The 17,381-nt window shown below is 59.1% G+C and carries 16 protein-coding genes; 12 read left to right on the forward strand and 4 right to left on the reverse strand.

Annotated elements, in window-relative coordinates:
• The first annotated feature begins 101 nt into the window (after nucleotides 1-101).
• The 3 genes from IV109_RS12750 to IV109_RS12760 are packed head-to-tail and all read left to right on the forward strand — an operon-like array spanning nucleotide 102 to nucleotide 2,155.
• Nucleotides 102-581: an SET domain-containing protein-lysine N-methyltransferase gene (locus IV109_RS12750; protein WP_296696991.1), complete on the forward strand. Its 480-nt coding sequence runs from the start codon at nucleotides 102-104 to the stop codon at nucleotides 579-581.
• Nucleotides 582-591: 10 nt separating this feature from the next.
• Nucleotides 592-1,476 (forward strand): biotin--[acetyl-CoA-carboxylase] ligase, encoded by an 885-nt coding sequence (locus IV109_RS12755; protein ID WP_296696993.1) that lies wholly within the window; start codon nucleotides 592-594, stop codon nucleotides 1,474-1,476.
• Nucleotides 1,477-1,495: 19 nt separating this feature from the next.
• Complete coding sequence (locus IV109_RS12760; protein ID WP_296696994.1) at nucleotides 1,496-2,155, forward strand: SPOR domain-containing protein; 660 nt, start codon at nucleotides 1,496-1,498, stop codon at nucleotides 2,153-2,155.
• Between the two features lie 3 nt (nucleotides 2,156-2,158).
• On the opposite strand, the gene IV109_RS12765 is transcribed toward IV109_RS12760, so the two are convergent.
• The 3 genes from IV109_RS12765 to IV109_RS12775 all read right to left on the reverse strand — a co-directional run bounded on the left by IV109_RS12765 (nucleotide 2,159) and on the right by IV109_RS12775 (nucleotide 4,884).
• Nucleotides 2,159-3,622 carry a sensor histidine kinase gene (locus IV109_RS12765; protein ID WP_296696997.1) on the reverse strand — a complete coding sequence of 488 codons (1,464 nt, stop codon included), beginning with the start codon at nucleotides 3,620-3,622 and terminating at the stop codon, nucleotides 2,159-2,161.
• The gene (locus IV109_RS12770) at nucleotides 3,619-4,293 is read right to left on the reverse strand and encodes a response regulator transcription factor (protein WP_296697000.1); all 675 of its coding nucleotides are present in this window, start codon (nucleotides 4,291-4,293) and stop codon (nucleotides 3,619-3,621) included. Before IV109_RS12770 ends, IV109_RS12765 begins: the two co-directional genes overlap by 4 nt.
• Before the next feature lie 108 nt (nucleotides 4,294-4,401).
• Entirely contained in the window at nucleotides 4,402-4,884 is a 483-nt protein-coding gene (locus tag IV109_RS12775) for a MarR family transcriptional regulator (protein ID WP_296697002.1), read from the reverse strand.
• 154 nt (nucleotides 4,885-5,038) lie between these two features.
• Here IV109_RS12775 and recA point away from each other — a divergent pair, with 154 nt between their 5' ends.
• Nucleotides 5,039-6,130 carry a recombinase RecA gene (gene recA, locus IV109_RS12780; protein ID WP_296697004.1) on the forward strand — a complete coding sequence of 364 codons (1,092 nt, stop codon included), beginning with the start codon at nucleotides 5,039-5,041 and terminating at the stop codon, nucleotides 6,128-6,130.
• Nucleotides 6,131-6,212: 82 nt separating this feature from the next.
• Nucleotides 6,213-6,662 (forward strand): recombination regulator RecX, encoded by a 450-nt coding sequence (recX, locus tag IV109_RS12785; protein ID WP_296697006.1) that lies wholly within the window; start codon nucleotides 6,213-6,215, stop codon nucleotides 6,660-6,662.
• A gap of 5 nt (nucleotides 6,663-6,667) precedes the next feature.
• Here the strand turns inward: recX and argC are convergent, their stop codons facing one another.
• Nucleotides 6,668-7,603, reverse strand: coding sequence for an N-acetyl-gamma-glutamyl-phosphate reductase (argC, locus tag IV109_RS12790; RefSeq protein ID WP_296697008.1), 936 nt, complete (start codon nucleotides 7,601-7,603; stop codon nucleotides 6,668-6,670).
• Between the two features lie 158 nt (nucleotides 7,604-7,761).
• Between argC and sucC the strand changes: the two genes are divergently transcribed.
• The 7 genes from sucC (at nucleotide 7,762) to IV109_RS12825 (ending at nucleotide 17,372) form a co-directional block, all read left to right on the forward strand.
• The gene (gene sucC, locus IV109_RS12795; RefSeq protein WP_296697010.1) at nucleotides 7,762-8,931 is read left to right on the forward strand and encodes an ADP-forming succinate--CoA ligase subunit beta; all 1,170 of its coding nucleotides are present in this window, start codon (nucleotides 7,762-7,764) and stop codon (nucleotides 8,929-8,931) included.
• Between the two features lie 9 nt (nucleotides 8,932-8,940).
• Nucleotides 8,941-9,834: a succinate--CoA ligase subunit alpha gene (sucD, locus tag IV109_RS12800; protein ID WP_296697012.1), complete on the forward strand. Its 894-nt coding sequence runs from the start codon at nucleotides 8,941-8,943 to the stop codon at nucleotides 9,832-9,834.
• A 123-nt stretch (nucleotides 9,835-9,957) separates the two neighbouring features.
• Complete coding sequence (locus tag IV109_RS12805; RefSeq protein ID WP_296697014.1) at nucleotides 9,958-10,665, forward strand: TerC family protein; 708 nt, start codon at nucleotides 9,958-9,960, stop codon at nucleotides 10,663-10,665.
• 170 nt (nucleotides 10,666-10,835) lie between these two features.
• The gene (locus tag IV109_RS12810; RefSeq protein WP_296697017.1) at nucleotides 10,836-13,535 is read left to right on the forward strand and encodes a serine/threonine-protein kinase; all 2,700 of its coding nucleotides are present in this window, start codon (nucleotides 10,836-10,838) and stop codon (nucleotides 13,533-13,535) included.
• A 9-nt stretch (nucleotides 13,536-13,544) separates the two neighbouring features.
• Nucleotides 13,545-14,330, forward strand: a complete 786-nt coding sequence (locus IV109_RS12815; RefSeq protein ID WP_296697019.1) for a Stp1/IreP family PP2C-type Ser/Thr phosphatase — start codon at nucleotides 13,545-13,547, stop codon at nucleotides 14,328-14,330.
• Between the two features lie 48 nt (nucleotides 14,331-14,378).
• The gene (locus IV109_RS12820) at nucleotides 14,379-15,053 is read left to right on the forward strand and encodes an FHA domain-containing protein (RefSeq protein ID WP_296697021.1); all 675 of its coding nucleotides are present in this window, start codon (nucleotides 14,379-14,381) and stop codon (nucleotides 15,051-15,053) included.
• Between the two features lie 69 nt (nucleotides 15,054-15,122).
• The gene (locus IV109_RS12825) at nucleotides 15,123-17,372 is read left to right on the forward strand and encodes an adenylate/guanylate cyclase domain-containing protein (protein WP_296697023.1); all 2,250 of its coding nucleotides are present in this window, start codon (nucleotides 15,123-15,125) and stop codon (nucleotides 17,370-17,372) included.
• Nucleotides 17,373-17,381: the final 9 nt, after the last annotated feature.

Below are 17,381 nucleotides of genomic sequence, written 5' to 3' on the forward strand. Positions count from 1 at the left end.
CAGTTTCTCGCGTGCGCGCAGGCGCACACACACACACGTGAGCGCGCACACACGCGCCCATACGAGTTCACCATACCAAATTTTTTTAGCCCGGTCCAAAAGTGAGCAAAAAATCTGCCTCTGGCGCCAGTCGCCGCATTCAAACCCGTCGCTCCGGCGTTCACGGAAAAGGCGTTTTTGCGGTGCAGGATATCGCCGAGGGCGAAACCATCATCGAATACGTGGGCGAGGTCATCAGTTGGCCCGAGGCGCAGGAGCGCCATCCGCACGACCCCAAGGACCCCAACCACACCTTCTATTTCCACATTGATGAAAACCGTGTCATCGATGCCCTGTACGGTGGCAATTCCTCCCGCTGGATCAACCATTCCTGCGCCCCGAACTGCGAGGCGGACGAGGAAGGCGGGCGTGTCTTCATCAAGGCCCTGCGCAATATCCCTGCGGGCGAGGAACTCAATTACGACTACGGTCTGATCATTGACGAACGCTACACGCCCAAACTCAAGGCCGAGTACCCCTGCTGGTGCGGCGCCAAAAACTGCCGCGGCACCCTGCTGGCACCCAAGCGCGGCCGCCGCTGAAGACAACACCATGAGCAGCGCCGATTCTGCAGGCATCAGGAAGGGAAACCCGCCAATCCGTTGGCCGGCAGAAGCCATCTGGGAGGCCGTGGAGCCGGATTTGCCGGGATTTACGGTTGAGGTCGTGCCGCAGATTGATTCGACCAACACCGAGCTGATGCGTCGCGCCCGTGCCGGACAGCTGGACCCCGTGCTGCTGGTGGCTGAGCAGCAGACGGCCGGGCGTGGCCGGTTGGGACGACAGTGGTTCAGCGGCACGGAGGGCGCGCAGGCCGTCGCGTCGGGCCGCGCAGCACACGAAGTGGCAAGCGTGGGGGCAACATCGTCCCTGACGTTTTCGCTGGGATTGCCCCTGGCACCCCAGGACTGGTCCGGTCTGTCGCTGGCGGTGGGGATCAGCGTCGCGCAGAGCCTGCATCCGGATTTGCGTTTGAAGTGGCCCAACGACCTCTGGTTGCATGACCGCAAGCTGGCCGGCATCCTCATTGAGACTGTCAGCCTGGGCGATAACCCCGGTGTTCGCTACGCGGTGGTGGGAATCGGTATCAACATCCGGGAGCGTGAGGCCACAGGTTTGTCGACCCCGCCTGCCTGGCTGGCTGAGGTGTTGCCGGGCATTGATGCGCCGCAGGCTTTGTTGCGCGTGGCCGCGCCCTTGGTGCGCACCCTCAAGGCATTCGAGCAACATGGGTTTTTGCCCTTCATGGCCCGCTTCAATGAGCGTGATGCGCTGGGCGGCCTGACCGTGACCCTGAGCGATGGCCTGAGCGGTGTTGCGCAGGGGGTGGACGGCTCCGGCGCCCTGCTGGTGCATACCGGACAGGGCTTGAAGAAAGTCACCAGTTCGGAGGTCAGCGTTCGCCCCGTGAATCCGCCGTCCTACGAACACCTTTAAGCGGGACGTAGATAGAACCATGGTGCGTTTCATTGTCCTGGCGCTGGTGTTGATGAATGGCCTGTATTTCGCCTGGTCGCAAGGCTTTTTGCTGGCCTACGATTTTGGTCCGGTGCCGCAGGCGGAGCCGCAGCGTCTTCGCCAGCAAATCAAGCCCGAGGCCCTGCACGTGCTGACAGCCCAGGAACTGCGGCAGGCGGAAGCCGCATCACGGGTTGTTGCCAAACCGCCTGAATGCTTGCAGGCGGGTCTGCTGGATGCCACCCAGAGCGCCGCCGTGCGGACGGTGCTGGAGGCGGCCTTGCCGGTTGGCTCCTGGCTGCTGGATGCCGTGGTGGAGCCCGCGCGCTGGATTGTTTACATGGGCAAATACCCGAATGCGGATGCCCTGGCCAAGAAGCGTGCTGAACTGGCCAACCTGAATCTGAGATTTGAGCCCTTGATCAACCCGACCCTGGAGTGGGGTCTGTCACTGGGTGGATTCGACACCCAGGCGGCGGCCAACGCGGCCCTTGAGGCTTTGAATCGACGCGGTGTGCGCACCGCCCGTGTGGTCCAGGAGCGCGCCGAGTTGCGTGGCATGTTGCTGCGGGTGCCTGCGGCCGATGAAGCCTTGAAGGCCCAGCTTGAGGAGTTGAAACCTTTGTTGTCCGGCAAGGCGTTTGCACCTTGCCGTTGAGTCTCAGGTGCCTGCGTCGGTGGTAATGGATTCCGCCAAAAACCGCACGCTGAAGCGGGCTCCCGGTGGGGTGTGCCCGGGTCGGGTGTCTTCCAGGATGACGGTGGCGTTGTGTTGTTGGGCAATTTCCATCACGATCGGCAGGCCCAGCCCGGAGCCGTCTGCTTCGGTCCCCAGGGCGCGGTAGAAGGGTTGGAAAATCAATTCCCGCTCGGCAGGCGAAACGCCCGGCCCGGAGTCCTCTACCTGCAGCACCAATGTTTTTCCAAAGGGGTCGGTCAGTACCCGCGCCGTGATCACGCCGGGCTTGTCGACGCTGGAGGGCGTGTAATTGATGGCGTTGTCCACCAGGTTGCGAATCAGTTCCTTGAGCAGGGTGGGGTTGCCGGCCAGTTGTCCCCCGGGTGCACCGGGTTGCGTACCTTCGTAGCCCAGATCAATGCGCTTTTCGATCGCTCGCGGCACGCTGTCGCGCACCACCGCCATGGTCAGATCGGCCAGATCGCAGGAGTAGCGCGGCATCACCGAGCCGCTGCTCTCTGCCCGGGCCAGCGCCAGTAATTGGTTGACGGTGTGAGTTGCCCTGATGCTGGAGCGGCCAATCTGGCGCAGTGATTGTTTCAGCTCCTCCGCGCTGGCACCCTGGCGCTGTGCCAGATCGGCCTGCATGCGCAGCCCTGCCAAGGGCGTCTTGAGTTGGTGGGCCGCGTCGGCCAGGAAGCGCTTTTGGGTGGCGATCGAGTCCTTGAGCCGCAGCAACAAGTCGTTGACCGAGTACACCAGCGGGGCCACTTCCAGAGGAACGGCCTGTGCGTCGATGGGACTCAGATCGTCGGGCTTGCGGGCACGGATGCGTTCCTCGAGTTCATTCAGCGGCTTGATGGCCTGCACCAGCGCCAGCCACACCAGCAGCACTGCCATGGGCAGGATGACAAACTGCGGCAACATCACGCCTTTGACGATTTCTGTAGCCAGCACCGAGCGTTTTTCCATGGTTTCGGCCACCTGCACCAGTGCCGGTCTGGAGCCTGGCAGCGCCAGCTTGACCCAGGTGTAGGCCACTTTGACATCCACGCCCCGGACTTCGGCGTCGCGGATGCGAACTTCGCCAAAAACGGCCTTTTCCTTCTCTTCCTCCGAAGGCAATGGCAGCTCACGTTCCCCGCTCAGGAATTCGCCCTGCCCCCCGAGGACCTGGTAGTAGACGGTGTCCGAGTCATCGGCGCGCAGCAGTTCGCGGGCCGGCAGGGGCAGGCTGAACTGGACCCGGTTGTGGTTAACGGTAATCAGCTGTGCCAGCGCTGTGACGTTGTACTCCAGCGCACGGTCAAAGGGCTTGGCGGCAATGCCTTGTGCGATCAGCCACGTCAGTACCAGGCTGACTGGCCACAGCAGCAGCAGTGGCGTGAGCATCCAGTCCAGAATTTCGCCAAACAGCGAGCGCTGTTCGCGGTGAAAGATGTTCACCCCGGTATCTTCTCCAGGCAGTAGCCCAGGCCCCGCACCGTGGCGATGCGGATCGGGCCTTTTTCAATCTTCTTGCGCAGGCGGTGGATGTACACCTCGATAGCGTTGTTGCTCACCTCCTCGCCCCACTCGCACAGGCGCTCCACCAGCTGGTCTTTGCTCACCAGCCGGCCGGCGCGCTGCAGAAGCACTTCCAGCAAACCCAGCTCGCGGGCGGACAGCTCGACCATGACGCCGTCGATGGTGGCGACGCGGCCCGACTGGTCGTAAATCAGGGGGCCATGCTTGATCGTGCTGCTGGCCGAGCCCATGCCACGGCGGCTCAAGGCGCGCACGCGGGCTTCGAGCTCCTGCAGGCTGAAGGGCTTGGCCATGTAGTCATCGGCGCCGTAGTCCAGGCCCTTCACGCGTTCGTCCACGCTGTCGGCGGCGGTCAGGATCAGCACTGGCAGCGAGGAGCCACGTGCGCGGAGCTTTTTCAGCACCTCCAGCCCGTGCATCTTGGGCAGGCCCAGGTCCAGAATCAGCAGATCGAACTCGGTATTGGTCATCAGCGCGGCATCCGCCTCGGTCCCGCTGGCCACGTGGTCGACCGCAGCGCCTGAGCTGCGCAGGGTGCGCAGCAAGCCGTCGGCCAGAACTTGATCATCTTCAGCAATCAGGATTCGCATGTCTGTCTCCATGGTGGGCAATGGCCGCATGGCAGCGGCATTCCCCTTGTGAGGCGATTCTAGGCGCCCGCGCCCAGTTCGTTGCTTTTGTTTCAGAGCTGGCAACGATCATGCGGCATAGGCTTCCAGGCCGATCGCAATGACGGTGGCCACCTCGGCCCCGACCGCCGCGCGCAGCTCGGCTTCCGCTTGTGCCACGGCCTGCTCAAAGGCTTTCAGCCAGCTACGGCCGATCGGTGTGAACACAATCTGCCGGGCGCGGGCATCGCGCGGGTCGTCGATGCGGCAAACCAGACCCCAGGCTTCGCATTGGTCAACCAGTTTGCCCATGGCTTGCTTGCTCATGCTGGCGCGCCGGGCGAGTTCGGTCAGGCGCGAGCCCTCCAAGGCCAAGTGGCGCGTGATGTGGATGTGGGAGGCGCTCAGGCTTCCTCGGGCGGCCAGGTTGGACAGGGCCAGCGGCACATTTTCGTTGCGGGACATCAGGGACAGGACCCGTGCGTCAAAGCGTTGCAGCGCCTGGTCCATCCAGTGTCCCAGATGAGCCTGCCGCCAGCTGTCATGCGGGTAAGAAAGCTCAGTGCTGGACATGGCTTAAATAGTAAGCCAAATTGACTAAAAAATTTGTTTACAGATTTGAATAAGGCCGTTTAAACTACTGTTCAAGCATCCAGCCTGTTGTTAAAAGCAGGGCATGGGTCAAGTTCGATTTTTAGCCAAGTATTTGATATTCAAGGAGATTTTCATGGACGCACCCGTTAAAGCCCCAAGCCCCGTCAACAGCGAAAAAGCCAAGGCCCTGCAAGTCGCCCTGGCCCAGATCGAGAAGCAATTCGGCAAGGGCACCATCATGCGCCTGGGCGAAGGCGAGGTGATTGAAGACATTCAGGTCGTCTCCACCGGCTCGCTGGGGCTGGACATCGCCTTGGGCGTGGGCGGTTTGCCCCGTGGTCGTGTGGTTGAAATCTACGGTCCGGAGTCAAGCGGTAAAACCACCTTGACCCTGCAAGTGATTGCCGAAATGCAAAAACAGGGCGGCCAGTGCGCTTTTGTCGATGCCGAGCACGCGCTGGACATCCAGTACGCGCAAAAGCTGGGTGTGAACCTGCAGGATCTGTTGATCAGCCAGCCCGACACCGGCGAGCAGGCCCTGGAAATTGTGGACAGCCTGGTGCGCTCTGGCGCAGTGGACCTGATCGTGGTCGACTCGGTTGCGGCCCTGACGCCCAAGGCCGAGTTGGAAGGTGAAATGGGCGATTCCTTGCCCGGTCTGCAGGCCCGCTTGATGAGTCAGGCGCTGCGCAAGCTGACCGCCCACATCAAAAAGACCAACTGCATGGTCATCTTCATCAACCAGATCCGCATGAAAATCGGCGTGATGTTCGGTTCACCCGAAACCACCACGGGTGGCAATGCGCTGAAGTTCTACGCCTCGGTGCGCCTGGACATCCGCCGTACCGGCACCATCAAGAAAGGCGACGACGCCATCGGCAATGAAACCAAGGTCAAAGTCGTCAAGAACAAGGTGGCCTCCCCGTTCAAGACGGCCGAGTTCGATATCCTGTTTGGCGAAGGCATCAGCCGCCACGGCGAGATCATTGACATGGGCGTGAACGCCAACATCCTGGACAAGTCGGGTGCCTGGTATGCCTACAACGGCGAGAAAATCGGCCAGGGCCGCGACAACGCCCGCGAGTTCCTGCGCGAGAACCCCGAGTTGTCACGCGAGATCGAGAACAAGGTACGCGCCTCGCTGGGCATCCCATTGCTGGCGGGCACGGAAGAAGCTGAGGTCAAAGCCAAGGGTGCAAGTAAAAAAGGTGCCCAGCCCCTGTGAAATAAGCACAGTCAGCTACTGAAATAATAGCGAATTTGGTTTCCTCAATGGATTTCTGAATCCTATGTCAACAGGTTGTTCTATGTCGTTTGCCAAGCCCTCTCTGAAAGGCCGCGCCTTGCGCTTGCTCACGGTGCGCGAACACTCGCGTGCCGAGTTGGAGCGCAAGCTCAAGAGTTTCGAAGAAGAACCCGGCACCCTGGCCCGCGCGCTGGATGAATTGCAGGCCAAGGGCTTCATTGATGAGCAGCGGGTGATTGAATCGGTGCTGCACCGCCGGGCGGCCAAGCTCGGCACGGTGCGCATCAAGCAGGAGTTGCAAGACAAAGGCTTGGACCCGCAGGCGGTCAGTGCGGCCCTGGCCAGTCTGCAGGTCACCGAGCGGGAGCGCGCCGCAGAAGTCTGGCGCAAAAAGTTTGGCAACGCCCCTGCCGATGCGGCCGAGCGCGTCAAGCAAATGCGCTTTCTGGCCTCACGGGGTTTCGGTGCGGAGGTTATCCGACGCGTTGTCGCGGGCGCGCTCGATGACTGACTGGGCTACAAGTCCAGCATCAACTTCAAGTTTTGCACCGCAGCACCACTGGCGCCTTTGCCCAGATTGTCCAGACGAGCCACCAGCACAGCGTGGTGAAACCCGTCGTCGCTGCCTTGGTTGGCGAACACCCGCAGTTCCATCTTGTTGGTATCGACCAAGGCCAGTGCATCCAGTTTGTTGTCCGCTGTGGCGGGTTCCACGCTGACCCATTCACTGCCCTGATAGTGCTTCGCCAGCACCCTGTGCAGGTCTTGTGCGCTGGGCTGACCTGGTAGCAGGCTCAAATCTAGGGGCAGTTGCACCAGCATGCCTTGCTTGAAATTACCCACTGAGGGGATGAACACCGGGCGCCGCTGCAGGCCCGTGTATTTCATGATTTCAGGCAAATGCTTGTGTTTCAAGCCCAGGGCATAGAGCTCGAAAGCCGGTGCTTCCCCTTTTTCATAGGCTTCGATCATGGTGCGCCCGCCGCCCGAATAGCCGCTGACCGATGGCAGCGTCAATGGGAAATCCTTGGGGATCAGGCCCGCGTCCACCAAAGGACGAATCAACGCAATCGCACCCGTGGCATAGCAACCAGGGTTGGCAACGCGACGTGATTGCGCCACCAGCTTGTCGTGGCCGGGCACGAGTTCGGGAAAACCAAAGACCCAGTCCGGATTTGTTCGGTGGGCGGTAGAGGCGTCGATAATTTTGGGGCCCATCTGGCCCGTTGCTTTCGCCATATCGTCAATCATCGCTACGGATTCAATAGCAGCTTCGTCATGCAGGCAAAGAACGACCAGATCCACCTGTGCCATCAGCGCGCGTTTGGCCGCGGCGTCCTTGCGCAATTCCGGGGCGATGCTGACCACCTCGATGTCCGCCATGGTGTGCAGCCGCTCCCGAATCTGGAGGCCTGTGGTGCCGGCTTCGCCGTCAATGAAAATCTTGTGCATAGTAGGTGTGCGTCAGAGGGCTCGTCACTGCGGTGTAAGCCCCGCTAAAGATTGGTGCGTTGCAACATGATACATTCCAAGGCTGCATTGTCCAGTGCCGGACGTCAAGTTGTAACAATTTGTGGCCGGATAAAAACTATCTTTTCCTGAGAGCCCTCATGAAGATTCACGAATACCAAGGCAAGGAAATCTTGCGTCAAGCTGGTGTGCCGGTGCCACGCGGCATTCCGGCATTCACCGTCCAAGAAGCGGTGGAAGCCGCACAAAAGCTCGGTGGCCCGGTCTGGGTTGTCAAAGCGCAAATTCATGCGGGCGGGCGGGGCAAGGGCGGCGGCGTCAAGCTGGCGCGCTCCATCGACGAAGTCAAAAAGCTCGCCGGCGAAATCCTGGGCATGCAGCTGGTTACGCACCAGACGGGCCCTGAGGGTCAAAAAGTCCGCCGTCTCCTGATTGAAGACGGCGCCGACATCAAAAAAGAATACTACGTGTCGGCCGTAACCGACCGTGCCACGCAACGCGTGGCCATGATCGTTTCCTCCGAGGGCGGCATGGATATCGAGGAAGTGGCCCATTCCACCCCTGAAAAGATCATCACCGAAATCGTCGATCCGGCCACCGGCTTGACCGACGCGCAGGCGAAGAAGCTCGCGGACGCCATTGGCGTGCCCGCTGGCTCCACCGCACAGGCCGCGGAGGTGCTGCAAAAAGTCTACAAGGTGTACATGGACACCGACGCCTCACTCGTTGAAATCAACCCGATGATTCTCGAGGGCAATGGCAACATCAAGGCCATTGACGCGAAGTTCAACTTTGACGCCAACGCCCTGTTCCGTCACCCCGAAATCGTGGCTTTCCGCGATCTGGATGAAGAAGATCCGGCTGAAGTCGAAGCCAGCAAGTTCGACCTGGCCTACATCAGCCTGGACGGCGACATCGGTTGCCTGGTCAATGGTGCCGGTCTGGCCATGGCCACCATGGACACCATCAAGCTGTTTGGCGCAGAGCCAGCCAACTTCCTGGACGTGGGCGGCGGTGCCACCCCCGAGAAGGTGACCGAAGCCTTCAAGATCATGCTCAAGAACCCCAAGGTCAAGGCCATTCTGGTCAACATCTTTGGTGGCATCATGAAGTGCGACACCATCGCCACCGGCGTGATCACGGCCTGCAAAGCCACCAATCTGAATGTGCCGCTGGTTGTGCGTATGAAGGGCACCAACGAGGATCTGGGCAAGAAGATGCTTGCCGAGTCTGGTTTACCCATCATCAGTGCTGACACCATGGCCGATGCGGCTCAAAAAGTGGTTGCCGCCGTCAAAGCCGCCGCATAAGGAACCGTCATGTCAATTCTTATCAACAAAGACACCAAAGTCATCACCCAAGGCATCACTGGCAAGACCGGTCAATTCCACACTGAAAAGTGCCAGGAATATGCCAACGGCAAAAACTGCTTCGTCGCAGGCGTGAACCCCAAGAAGGCCGGCGAGTCGATCTTCAACATCCCAATCTACGCGTCGGTCAAGGAAGCCGCGAAAGACACCGGCGCGACCGTGTCGGTGATCTACGTGCCACCGGCAGGCGCTGCCGCAGCCATCTGGGAAGCGGTTGAGGCCGATCTGGATCTGGCGATTTGCATCACCGAAGGCATCCCGGTCAAGGACATGCTCGAAGTGCGTAACAAAATGCGCGCCAAGGAAGCCGCTGGCGGCAAGAAAACCCTGCTGCTGGGCCCGAATTGTCCCGGCTTGATCACGCCCGACGAAATCAAGATCGGCATCATGCCCGGTCACATTCACCGCAAAGGTCGTATTGGCGTAGTCAGCCGTTCCGGCACCCTGACCTACGAAGCCGTGGCGCAGTTGACCGAAATCGGTCTGGGCCAGTCCAGCGCGGTTGGTATTGGTGGCGACCCCATCAATGGCCTCAAGCACATCGACATCATGCAAGCCTTCAATGACGATCCGGATACCGACGCCGTCATCATGATTGGCGAGATCGGGGGCCCGGACGAAGCCGAAGCGGCGCGCTGGTGCAAGCTGAACATGAAAAAGCCCATCGTCGGCTTCATTGCCGGTGTGACTGCACCTGCCGGCAAGCGCATGGGCCACGCGGGCGCCCTGATTTCAGGCGGAGCCGACACCGCTGACGCCAAATTGGCAGTGATGGAAGAGTGCGGGTTCAAGATCACACGCAATCCATCTGAAATGGCCAAGTTGCTCAAAGCCCTGTTGTGATCGACCGCCGGCGACCCCTCGGGGTCGCCGATTGCGGGTTTCCACAATGACAAAGCCGGATTTCCTGAGGGACAATTCGGCTTTACTGTTTGTACGCCCTGTGCTTCATAGAGAAAGAATCCCGTGGAAGAATTCCTAACCGCTCATTTTTGGCTCGCCGTCGGTCAGATCATCATGATCGACATCTTGCTCGGTGGCGACAATGCGGTCGTGATCGCACTGGCATGCCGGCAATTGCCGCCCAAGCTGCGTACCAAGGGGATATTGTGGGGAACCGCGGGGGCTATTGTCCTGCGCGTCATCCTGATCGCTTTCGCCCTGACCCTCCTCCAGGTCCCGTTCCTGAAGCTTGTGGGCGCGGCCTTGCTGCTCTGGATTGGCGTTAAGTTGCTGGTGCCCGAAGACGAAGGGCACTCTGATATTCAGGGCAGTGACAAGCTGTGGGCTGCCGTCAAGACCGTGATCGTGGCTGATCTGGTCATGAGTATCGACAACGTCATTGCCATCGCTGGCGCGGCCACTGGCGCGGGCTCCCAGCACCAGCTGCCCCTGGTTATCTTCGGGCTTCTGGTCAGCATCCCCATCATCATTTGGGGCAGTCAGTTGGTGTTGAAGCTGATGGACCGGTTCCCGCTCATCATCACGGTTGGCGGTATGTTGCTGGGTTGGATCGCGGGCACCATGGCGCATAGCGATCCTGCCATCAAGGACTGGCTCCCCCAGACAAGCATGTGGAACTATGGCCTGGGCATAACGGGTGCCCTGGCGGTATTTCTCGTGGGAACGGTGCTGAAAAAGCGCGCCGAGCAAACACTGCAAGCGGACAATTGAATCCGGTCGTCTTTCGCAAAAAAACGACAACATTGTGTGATTTCCTCCCTTGTCGGCGGGAACTGTGTCTGATAAGGTCCGAGCTCTACGTCAGCATCCGGGTGTAGTTCTTGCATGCTGGCTGTTGCCCGTGGATTTTCCCGGGCTGGCGATTTGAGCAGAGGCGGCAAGTGGCAATTTCATCACCTTCCAAACAAAGCCAGTTTTGGCGCGCCGACTGGTTTGCGGGTGTCCTGGTTGTGCTCGCTGTGATGGCGCTTCATATCACGACAGACTTCATCGGCGCATTCGAGCGCCGTTTCTATGACTTTGCCAGCACCAGCACTTCGCGTCAGCCTACGGACAAGATAGCCGTCATCGCCATCGATGACCAGAGCATTGCGAACATTGGCCGTTGGCCGTGGCCACGGGATGTCCATGCCAAGTTGATTGATCAGCTGGCAGCCGCCAAAACCAAGACAGTGGTTCACACGGTGTTTTTCTTTGAACCTCAAGTGGACCGTGGTTTGGGGTTTATTCGAAAAATGAAAGCCATTCTTGGCGCCCCGCCTGCTGATCCTGCCATACCGCCCTCTCCCTCCATCATCCATGAGCAATTGAGTCAGGTCGTTGCCGAAGCCGAGACGGCACTGGACACCGACGGCAAGCTGATCGATAGCCTGAAAAATGCCGGCAATGTCATCGTCCCCTCATTTTTCACCTTGGGTGAGCCTCAAGGAAAGCCAGACAGCCCATTGCCTGCCTTCGCGTTGAAAAGCGCGCTTGATGAAAACACGGGTTTTTCCGTGGCCGCCATCAAAGGACAACAACCCATTGATGGGCTGGGTATCGCTGCTGCCGGGGTGGGTCACTTGAACCAGTTTCAGGATGTTGACGGCGCTGTCCGGCTGGAGCCACTGCTAGTCAACTACTACGGCAAGGCGGTGCCTTCCATGGCGCTTTTGGCTGCCGTCAAGAGTCTCAACCTTAGCTCGACGGATATCAAGCTGAATCAGGGTGAATCCGTTCAAATTGGGAAGTTGCGCATCAAGACCGATGGAGCCGCACTCATGCTGCCCCAGTTTTACAAAGGGCGCGACGGAAAGCCCGCGTTTGCGGTGGACTCTTTTTATGATGTGCTGAGCGGAAAAATTCCTGCCTCCAAATACGCGGACAAGATTGTGATCATTGGCGCTACTGCGGCGGGTGTGGGGACCCAATTTCCGGTGCCCGGGCATCCGGCGCTGTCGCCCGCCGAGACCATTGCCCATATCACCTCCAGCATTTTGAATGAGCACTTCATTGTCCAGCCGAGCTGGGGCGTGTGGGCCTCGCTGGGTGTGTTCCTGCTGGTATGCGCCTACATCATTGCGGCCTTGCCGCGACTTTCGGCGGGTGCGGCGGCCGTGGGTACGGCGCTGTTTTTTGTCGCCTTGCTGGGCATTGAGTTTGGCCTTCTGTCCGGTGCCGCCCTGTGGCTGAAGCTGGTTTTCCCGGCGACTCTTTTGCTGATCGGCCATCTGGCATTGACCACCAAACGCTTCCTCATGACCGAGGCTGGAAAAATCAAGTCAGACGAAGAGTCGGCTGAAACCAGCCGCATGATGGGTCTGGCTCTGCAGGGGCAAGGCCAACTGGACATGGCCTTTGACCGTTTTCGCCGCGTTCCCATGAACGATGCCGTGATGGGCAACCTTTACAGCCTGGCGCTTGATTTCGAACGCAAACGGCAGTTCAACAAGGCCGAGGCTGTGTATCAGCACATGGCCGCGTACAACAAGGACTACAAGGATCTCCAGTCCAAGTTGAACCGGGCCAAGAACCTGTCGGAAACGGTGCTGTTGGGTGGCAGCGGTGCACACCCGGGCGGCACCATGCTGCTTGACGGGGGCGCCGTCGAGAAGCCGATGCTGGGCCGCTATCAAGTGGAGAAGGAGTTGGGCAAGGGCGCCATGGGTATTGTCTACCTTGGCAAAGATCCGAAAATTGGACGTGTAGTGGCCATCAAGACCATGGCTTTGAGCCAGGAGTTTGAAGGTGATGAACTGGTGGATGCGCGCGAACGTTTCTTCCGCGAGGCCGAGACGGCTGGCCGCCTGCAGCATCAGAACATCGTGACGATTTTTGACGCGGGCGAGGAACACGATCTGGCCTTCATCGCCATGGAATTCCTCAAAGGCAAAGATCTGGTGGACTCCTGCAAGGACGGGCATTTACTCCCCGTCCCCACGGTGCTCTCCATCGTGGCGCGGGTTGCCGAGGCACTGAGCTACGCACACCGCCAGAACGTTGTGCACCGCGACATCAAGCCAGCCAACATCATGTATGACCTGGCCAGCGACACCGTCAAGGTAACTGACTTTGGCATTGCGCGCATCACCGACTCAAGCAAAACCAAAACCGGGCTGGTGCTGGGAACGCCCAGCTTCATGTCGCCGGAGCAGTTGGCCGGTAAAAAGGTTGATGGTCGTTCGGATCTCTATTCGCTGGGCGTCATGCTGTTTCAGATGCTGGCCGGTGTTTTGCCTTTCCGTGGCGAGTCCATGGCCGAGCTGATGTTCAAGATCTCCAATGAAGATGCGCCTGACATTCGCATCATTCGCAAGGAGTTGCCTGATAAGCTGGCCAAACTATTGGCTGTGTCACTGAGCAAGCGCCCCGAAGCCCGTTATCAGGATGGAGAGCTGTTTGCCAGGGACTTGCGGGCGGTATTATCCGAACTGTCAGGCAGTTTGCAGTCGACCCCTGCGGTAGTGCCAAAAACCGGGCCGGTTTCTTCAGTGGCGGCGGCTCCTGTGGCCACGCCGGAGTTTGAGAAAACGGTGGCGCGTCCGGTGGTTGCTCCTGAATCAAAACCACTCGGCGGCAAGGCAACCGATCTGGAAATCTAGTCCGAAAAAATGAATTACAAATTTTGTGCGCGAACTGATCCGGGTCGAACCCGGGAAAACAATGAAGATTCTGTGGCCTTCGATGATGCTACGAATCTGGGTGTTCTGGCGGATGGCATGGGAGGCTACAACGCAGGAGAAATCGCCAGTGGCATGGCCACTGCGTTCATCAAGTCGGAGCTGTCGCGCTGGCTGGCACAGGCGGGCATACAGGCCCGGGCGGGCGAGGTCCGGCGTGCCATGGAGATTTGTGTGGACAATGCGAATCGGTCCATTTACAACGCATCTAACTTCAATCCCCAGTATGCCGGCATGGGGACGACATTGGTTGTGGGCGTCTTTCAGGGTGACACCTTGACCCTGGGTCATATTGGTGATTCCAGATGCTACCGGCTGCGCAGCAATGAGCTTGCACGGATCACCAGGGACCATTCTCTGTTGCAGGAGCAAATGGACGCCGGATTGCTGACGCCAGAGCAGGCGGCGACCTCCTCGAACAAAAACCTGGTGACGCGGGCACTCGGGGTTGAAGACGCAGTGCTGCTGGAACTCCATGAGCACCATGTAGAAGCCGGCGATATTTATCTGATGTGCTCGGATGGACTTTCTGACATGATGGATGACGCTGCGATTGCGCAAATCATGCAAAGTGGTTCATTGCTGGAGCAGATGGCCGATGAACTGGTTGCCGCGGCCAATGGCAATGGTGGACGCGATAACATTTCAGTACTGTTGACGCAGGTGGAGGCGCCTGCCGGGAAACGCGGTTTAATATCCAGATTGCTCGGAAAATAGTAAGCTTATGAGATTCTCACTAACAAGTTTCAGGAACAGGAGTCGGTCATGCCGAAAATGATCGTATCGATCGACGGTGTTGTCATCAAGGAAGTTCAGCTGACCAAGGATCGCACGACCCTGGGGCGCAGACCCTATAACGACATTGTGATCGACAACCTCGCTGTGAGTGGTGAACACGCCGTGTTGCAGATGAACGGCAATGAGGTCTACCTGGAAGACCTCAACAGTACCAACGGAACCTACATCAATGGCAAAGCCGCCAAAAAGCAGTTGCTCCAGAATGGGGACAACGTGGAGGTCGGCAAATACAAGATCAAGTTCGTCAGTGATGTAGCGGGCGATGGTTTTGAGAAGACCATGATGTACAAGGCAGGCGCCGCGCCCATGGCGCCTGCGCCTTCTTCGCCACCGTCGGCTTATCCATCGGGTTACGGTGCCGAGTCCGGGGGGGCAGAATCCCTTCCCGCTGCGATCAAGGTCTTGTCCGGTGCGGCGGCGGGCCGGGAAGTGCCCTTGACCAAAGTGGTCACCACGATCGGGAAACCTGGCGTGGCGGTTGCCGCGATTACCCGGCGTCAGCGCGGCTTCGTGGTCCATCACGTTGAGGGGGCAGGAAACCCGACCCTCAACGGGAATCCTATCGGCGCCGATCCGGTGGCATTGAAAAACGGGGACCTGATCGAGTTGGCAGGTACGCGAATGCAGTTTGTTCAGACCTGAGCAGACACGGTTCAAGGCCCGCCTCGGTAACGGGTTGACAGGCTTAAGAAGGTTTAGCAGTGGGGCCTTATGGGATCTTTTTTAAAGCACTGGCCTCGCATTACGGTAACGCTTCTGCCGTTGGTTTTTGCCTTGTTACACGCTATGGGCGTGGTGAGGATCGAGGTACTGCAGCGTCTGGACGACATCATCTACGACGCTCGTCTGCGGGCCACGATGCCCAGAACGCTGGACGAGCGCATCGTCATTGTCGATCTTGATGAAAAGAGTCTGGCGGAAGTGGGGCGGTGGCCTTGGGGTCGCAACAAACTGGCCGATCTGACGCACGAGCTTTTTGACCGCCAGAAAATTGCCTTGCTGGGTTTTGACGTGGTGTTTGCCGAACCCGACGAGAGCTCGGGACTCAAACGACTGACTGAACTGGCCCGAAATGAATTGCGCGATCAGTCCGGCTTTTCCAGCAGGCTAGAACAACTTCGGGAATCCCTGGATTACGACGCCTCCTTTGCCAAAGCCCTGGCAAATCGTCCTGTGGCGCTGGGCTATTACCTGACCAGCGACCGCGATGGCCGCATTTCCGGCTCCTTGCCCGCGCCAGTGATGAGTCCGCAGGCACTTCAGGGGCGCCGGGTTTCATTTACCTCCTGGAATGGATACGGCGGCAATATTGACCAACTCGCCACGGCCGCACCGATGGGCGGGTTTTTTAATTCAATGACCGATGTGGATGGTGTGGTTCGCTCGCTGCCTTTGGTGGCCGAACTCAAGGGGCAGTATTACGAATCCTTGTCCCTGTCCATGTTCCGCATGCTGGCGGGTCTGCCTGCGGTTGCCCCTGGGTTTCCCAAAGACCGGGCTTTCTCGCGCGACTATCCGGGCCTTGAGAGCATTGTTTTGAGGCAAGGGGACAAGGTTTTGGCGATTCCGGTTGATGAGCGCGTTTCGGCGCTGGTGCCGTTTCGTGGTCATGGCGGCCCCCGCGGCGGGTCTTTCAAATACATCTCCGCCAGCGACATTCTGGCCAAACGCATTCCCGAGGGAAGCCTCAAAGACAAAATTGTGCTGGTAGGGACCACGGCACCTGGCTTGGTAGATTTGCGGGTGACGCCAGTGGGCGAGACCTATCCAGGGGTTGAGGCGCATGCCAACGTCATCTCCGGCCTGTTGGATGGCAAAGTGCTCGTGAAGCCGGATTACGCAGTGGGTTATGAAGTGGTATTGCTGGTGCTGGTCGGCCTGCTTCTCGCACTGGCCCTGCCCGTGCTGACGGCACCGATGGCCGTGGTGCTCAGTGCCGTCGCCGTACTGAGTCTGATTGGGTTGAACTTCTGGCTCTACCTGTCTTATGGTTTGGTGTTGCCGCTCGCCACTGCCGTGGCCATGGCGGGCGCAGCATTTGCCTTGAACATGAGCTATGGTTATTTTGTGGAAAGTCGGTCCAAGCGCGAACTGGCCAATTTGTTTGGCACCTATGTTCCGCCGGAGCTGGTCGAAGAAATGGTCAAGGACCCTGACAGCTACAGCATGAAGGCGAGCAACAAGGAGTTGACGGTGTTGTTCTGCGACATGCGCGGTTTCACCAATATGTCCGAGCGCATGGAGCCGATACAACTGCAACAGTTGCTCAACAGTGTATTCAGTCAGTTGACGAGTGTGATCCGCGACAACCGCGGAACGATCGATAAATACATGGGCGACTGCGTGATGGCTTTCTGGGGCGCACCGGTGGAAACGCCCCAGCACGCGCAACTGGCCGTGAAGGCCGCCATTGAAATGAGCGATGCGCTTCGCAGCATCAACCAGGCCCACCTGGCCACGGGTCTGCCGGAAATCGGCCTGGGAATCGGGCTCAACAGTGGCAGCATGTGTGTCGGGGACATGGGCTCGGACATTCGACGTAGTTACACTGTGATCGGCGATGCGGTGAACCTTGGTTCGCGTCTGGAAGGCCTGTCCAAGGTCTATGGTGTTGACACCGTCGCCAGCGAATCGACCCGCGCGCTGGCACCTGGATTTGCCTGGCAGGAACTTGACAAGGTGCGTGTGAAGGGCAAGGCGCAGGCTGTCGCCATCTTCAGGCCGCTGGCCTCCGCAGGGGCTTTGACCCCCGAGCAGGATCGGGAGTTGAAAACCTGGGGTACATTTCTCAAGGCTTACCGGGCCCAGGATTGGGATCAGTGCGATCTGCTGATGCTTAATTTGCTGCGCATGGACCCCCAAAAATACCTGTACCAGCTCTATGGCGAGCGTATTGCCTCTATGCGTCTGCTTCCCTTTGATCCAGAATGGGATGGGGCAACCAATTTTGAGACCAAGTAAAGAGTCAAA

The organism is Rhodoferax sp., assembly GCF_018780565.1.
Classification (GTDB): Bacteria; Pseudomonadota; Gammaproteobacteria; order Burkholderiales; family Burkholderiaceae_C; genus Rhodoferax.

Excerpts from the sequence above, each read along its gene's own strand:
- IV109_RS12755 (WP_296696993.1), top strand. The coding sequence starts at position 592 with ATGAGCAGCGCCGATTCTGCAGGCATCAGGAAGGGAAACCCGCCAATC.
- IV109_RS12760 (WP_296696994.1), top strand. The coding sequence starts at position 1,496 with ATGGTGCGTTTCATTGTCCTGGCGCTGGTGTTGATGAATGGCCTGTAT.
- IV109_RS12770 (WP_296697000.1), bottom strand. The coding sequence starts at position 4,293 with ATGCGAATCCTGATTGCTGAAGATGATCAAGTTCTGGCCGACGGCTTG.
- IV109_RS12775 (WP_296697002.1), bottom strand. The coding sequence starts at position 4,884 with ATGTCCAGCACTGAGCTTTCTTACCCGCATGACAGCTGGCGGCAGGCT.
- recA (WP_296697004.1), top strand. The coding sequence starts at position 5,039 with ATGGACGCACCCGTTAAAGCCCCAAGCCCCGTCAACAGCGAAAAAGCC.
- recX (WP_296697006.1), top strand. The coding sequence starts at position 6,213 with ATGTCGTTTGCCAAGCCCTCTCTGAAAGGCCGCGCCTTGCGCTTGCTC.
- argC (WP_296697008.1), bottom strand. The coding sequence starts at position 7,603 with ATGCACAAGATTTTCATTGACGGCGAAGCCGGCACCACAGGCCTCCAG.
- sucC (WP_296697010.1), top strand. The coding sequence starts at position 7,762 with ATGAAGATTCACGAATACCAAGGCAAGGAAATCTTGCGTCAAGCTGGT.
- sucD (WP_296697012.1), top strand. The coding sequence starts at position 8,941 with ATGTCAATTCTTATCAACAAAGACACCAAAGTCATCACCCAAGGCATC.
- IV109_RS12815 (WP_296697019.1), top strand. The coding sequence starts at position 13,545 with ATGAATTACAAATTTTGTGCGCGAACTGATCCGGGTCGAACCCGGGAA.
- IV109_RS12820 (WP_296697021.1), top strand. The coding sequence starts at position 14,379 with ATGCCGAAAATGATCGTATCGATCGACGGTGTTGTCATCAAGGAAGTT.
- IV109_RS12825 (WP_296697023.1), top strand. The coding sequence starts at position 15,123 with ATGGGATCTTTTTTAAAGCACTGGCCTCGCATTACGGTAACGCTTCTG.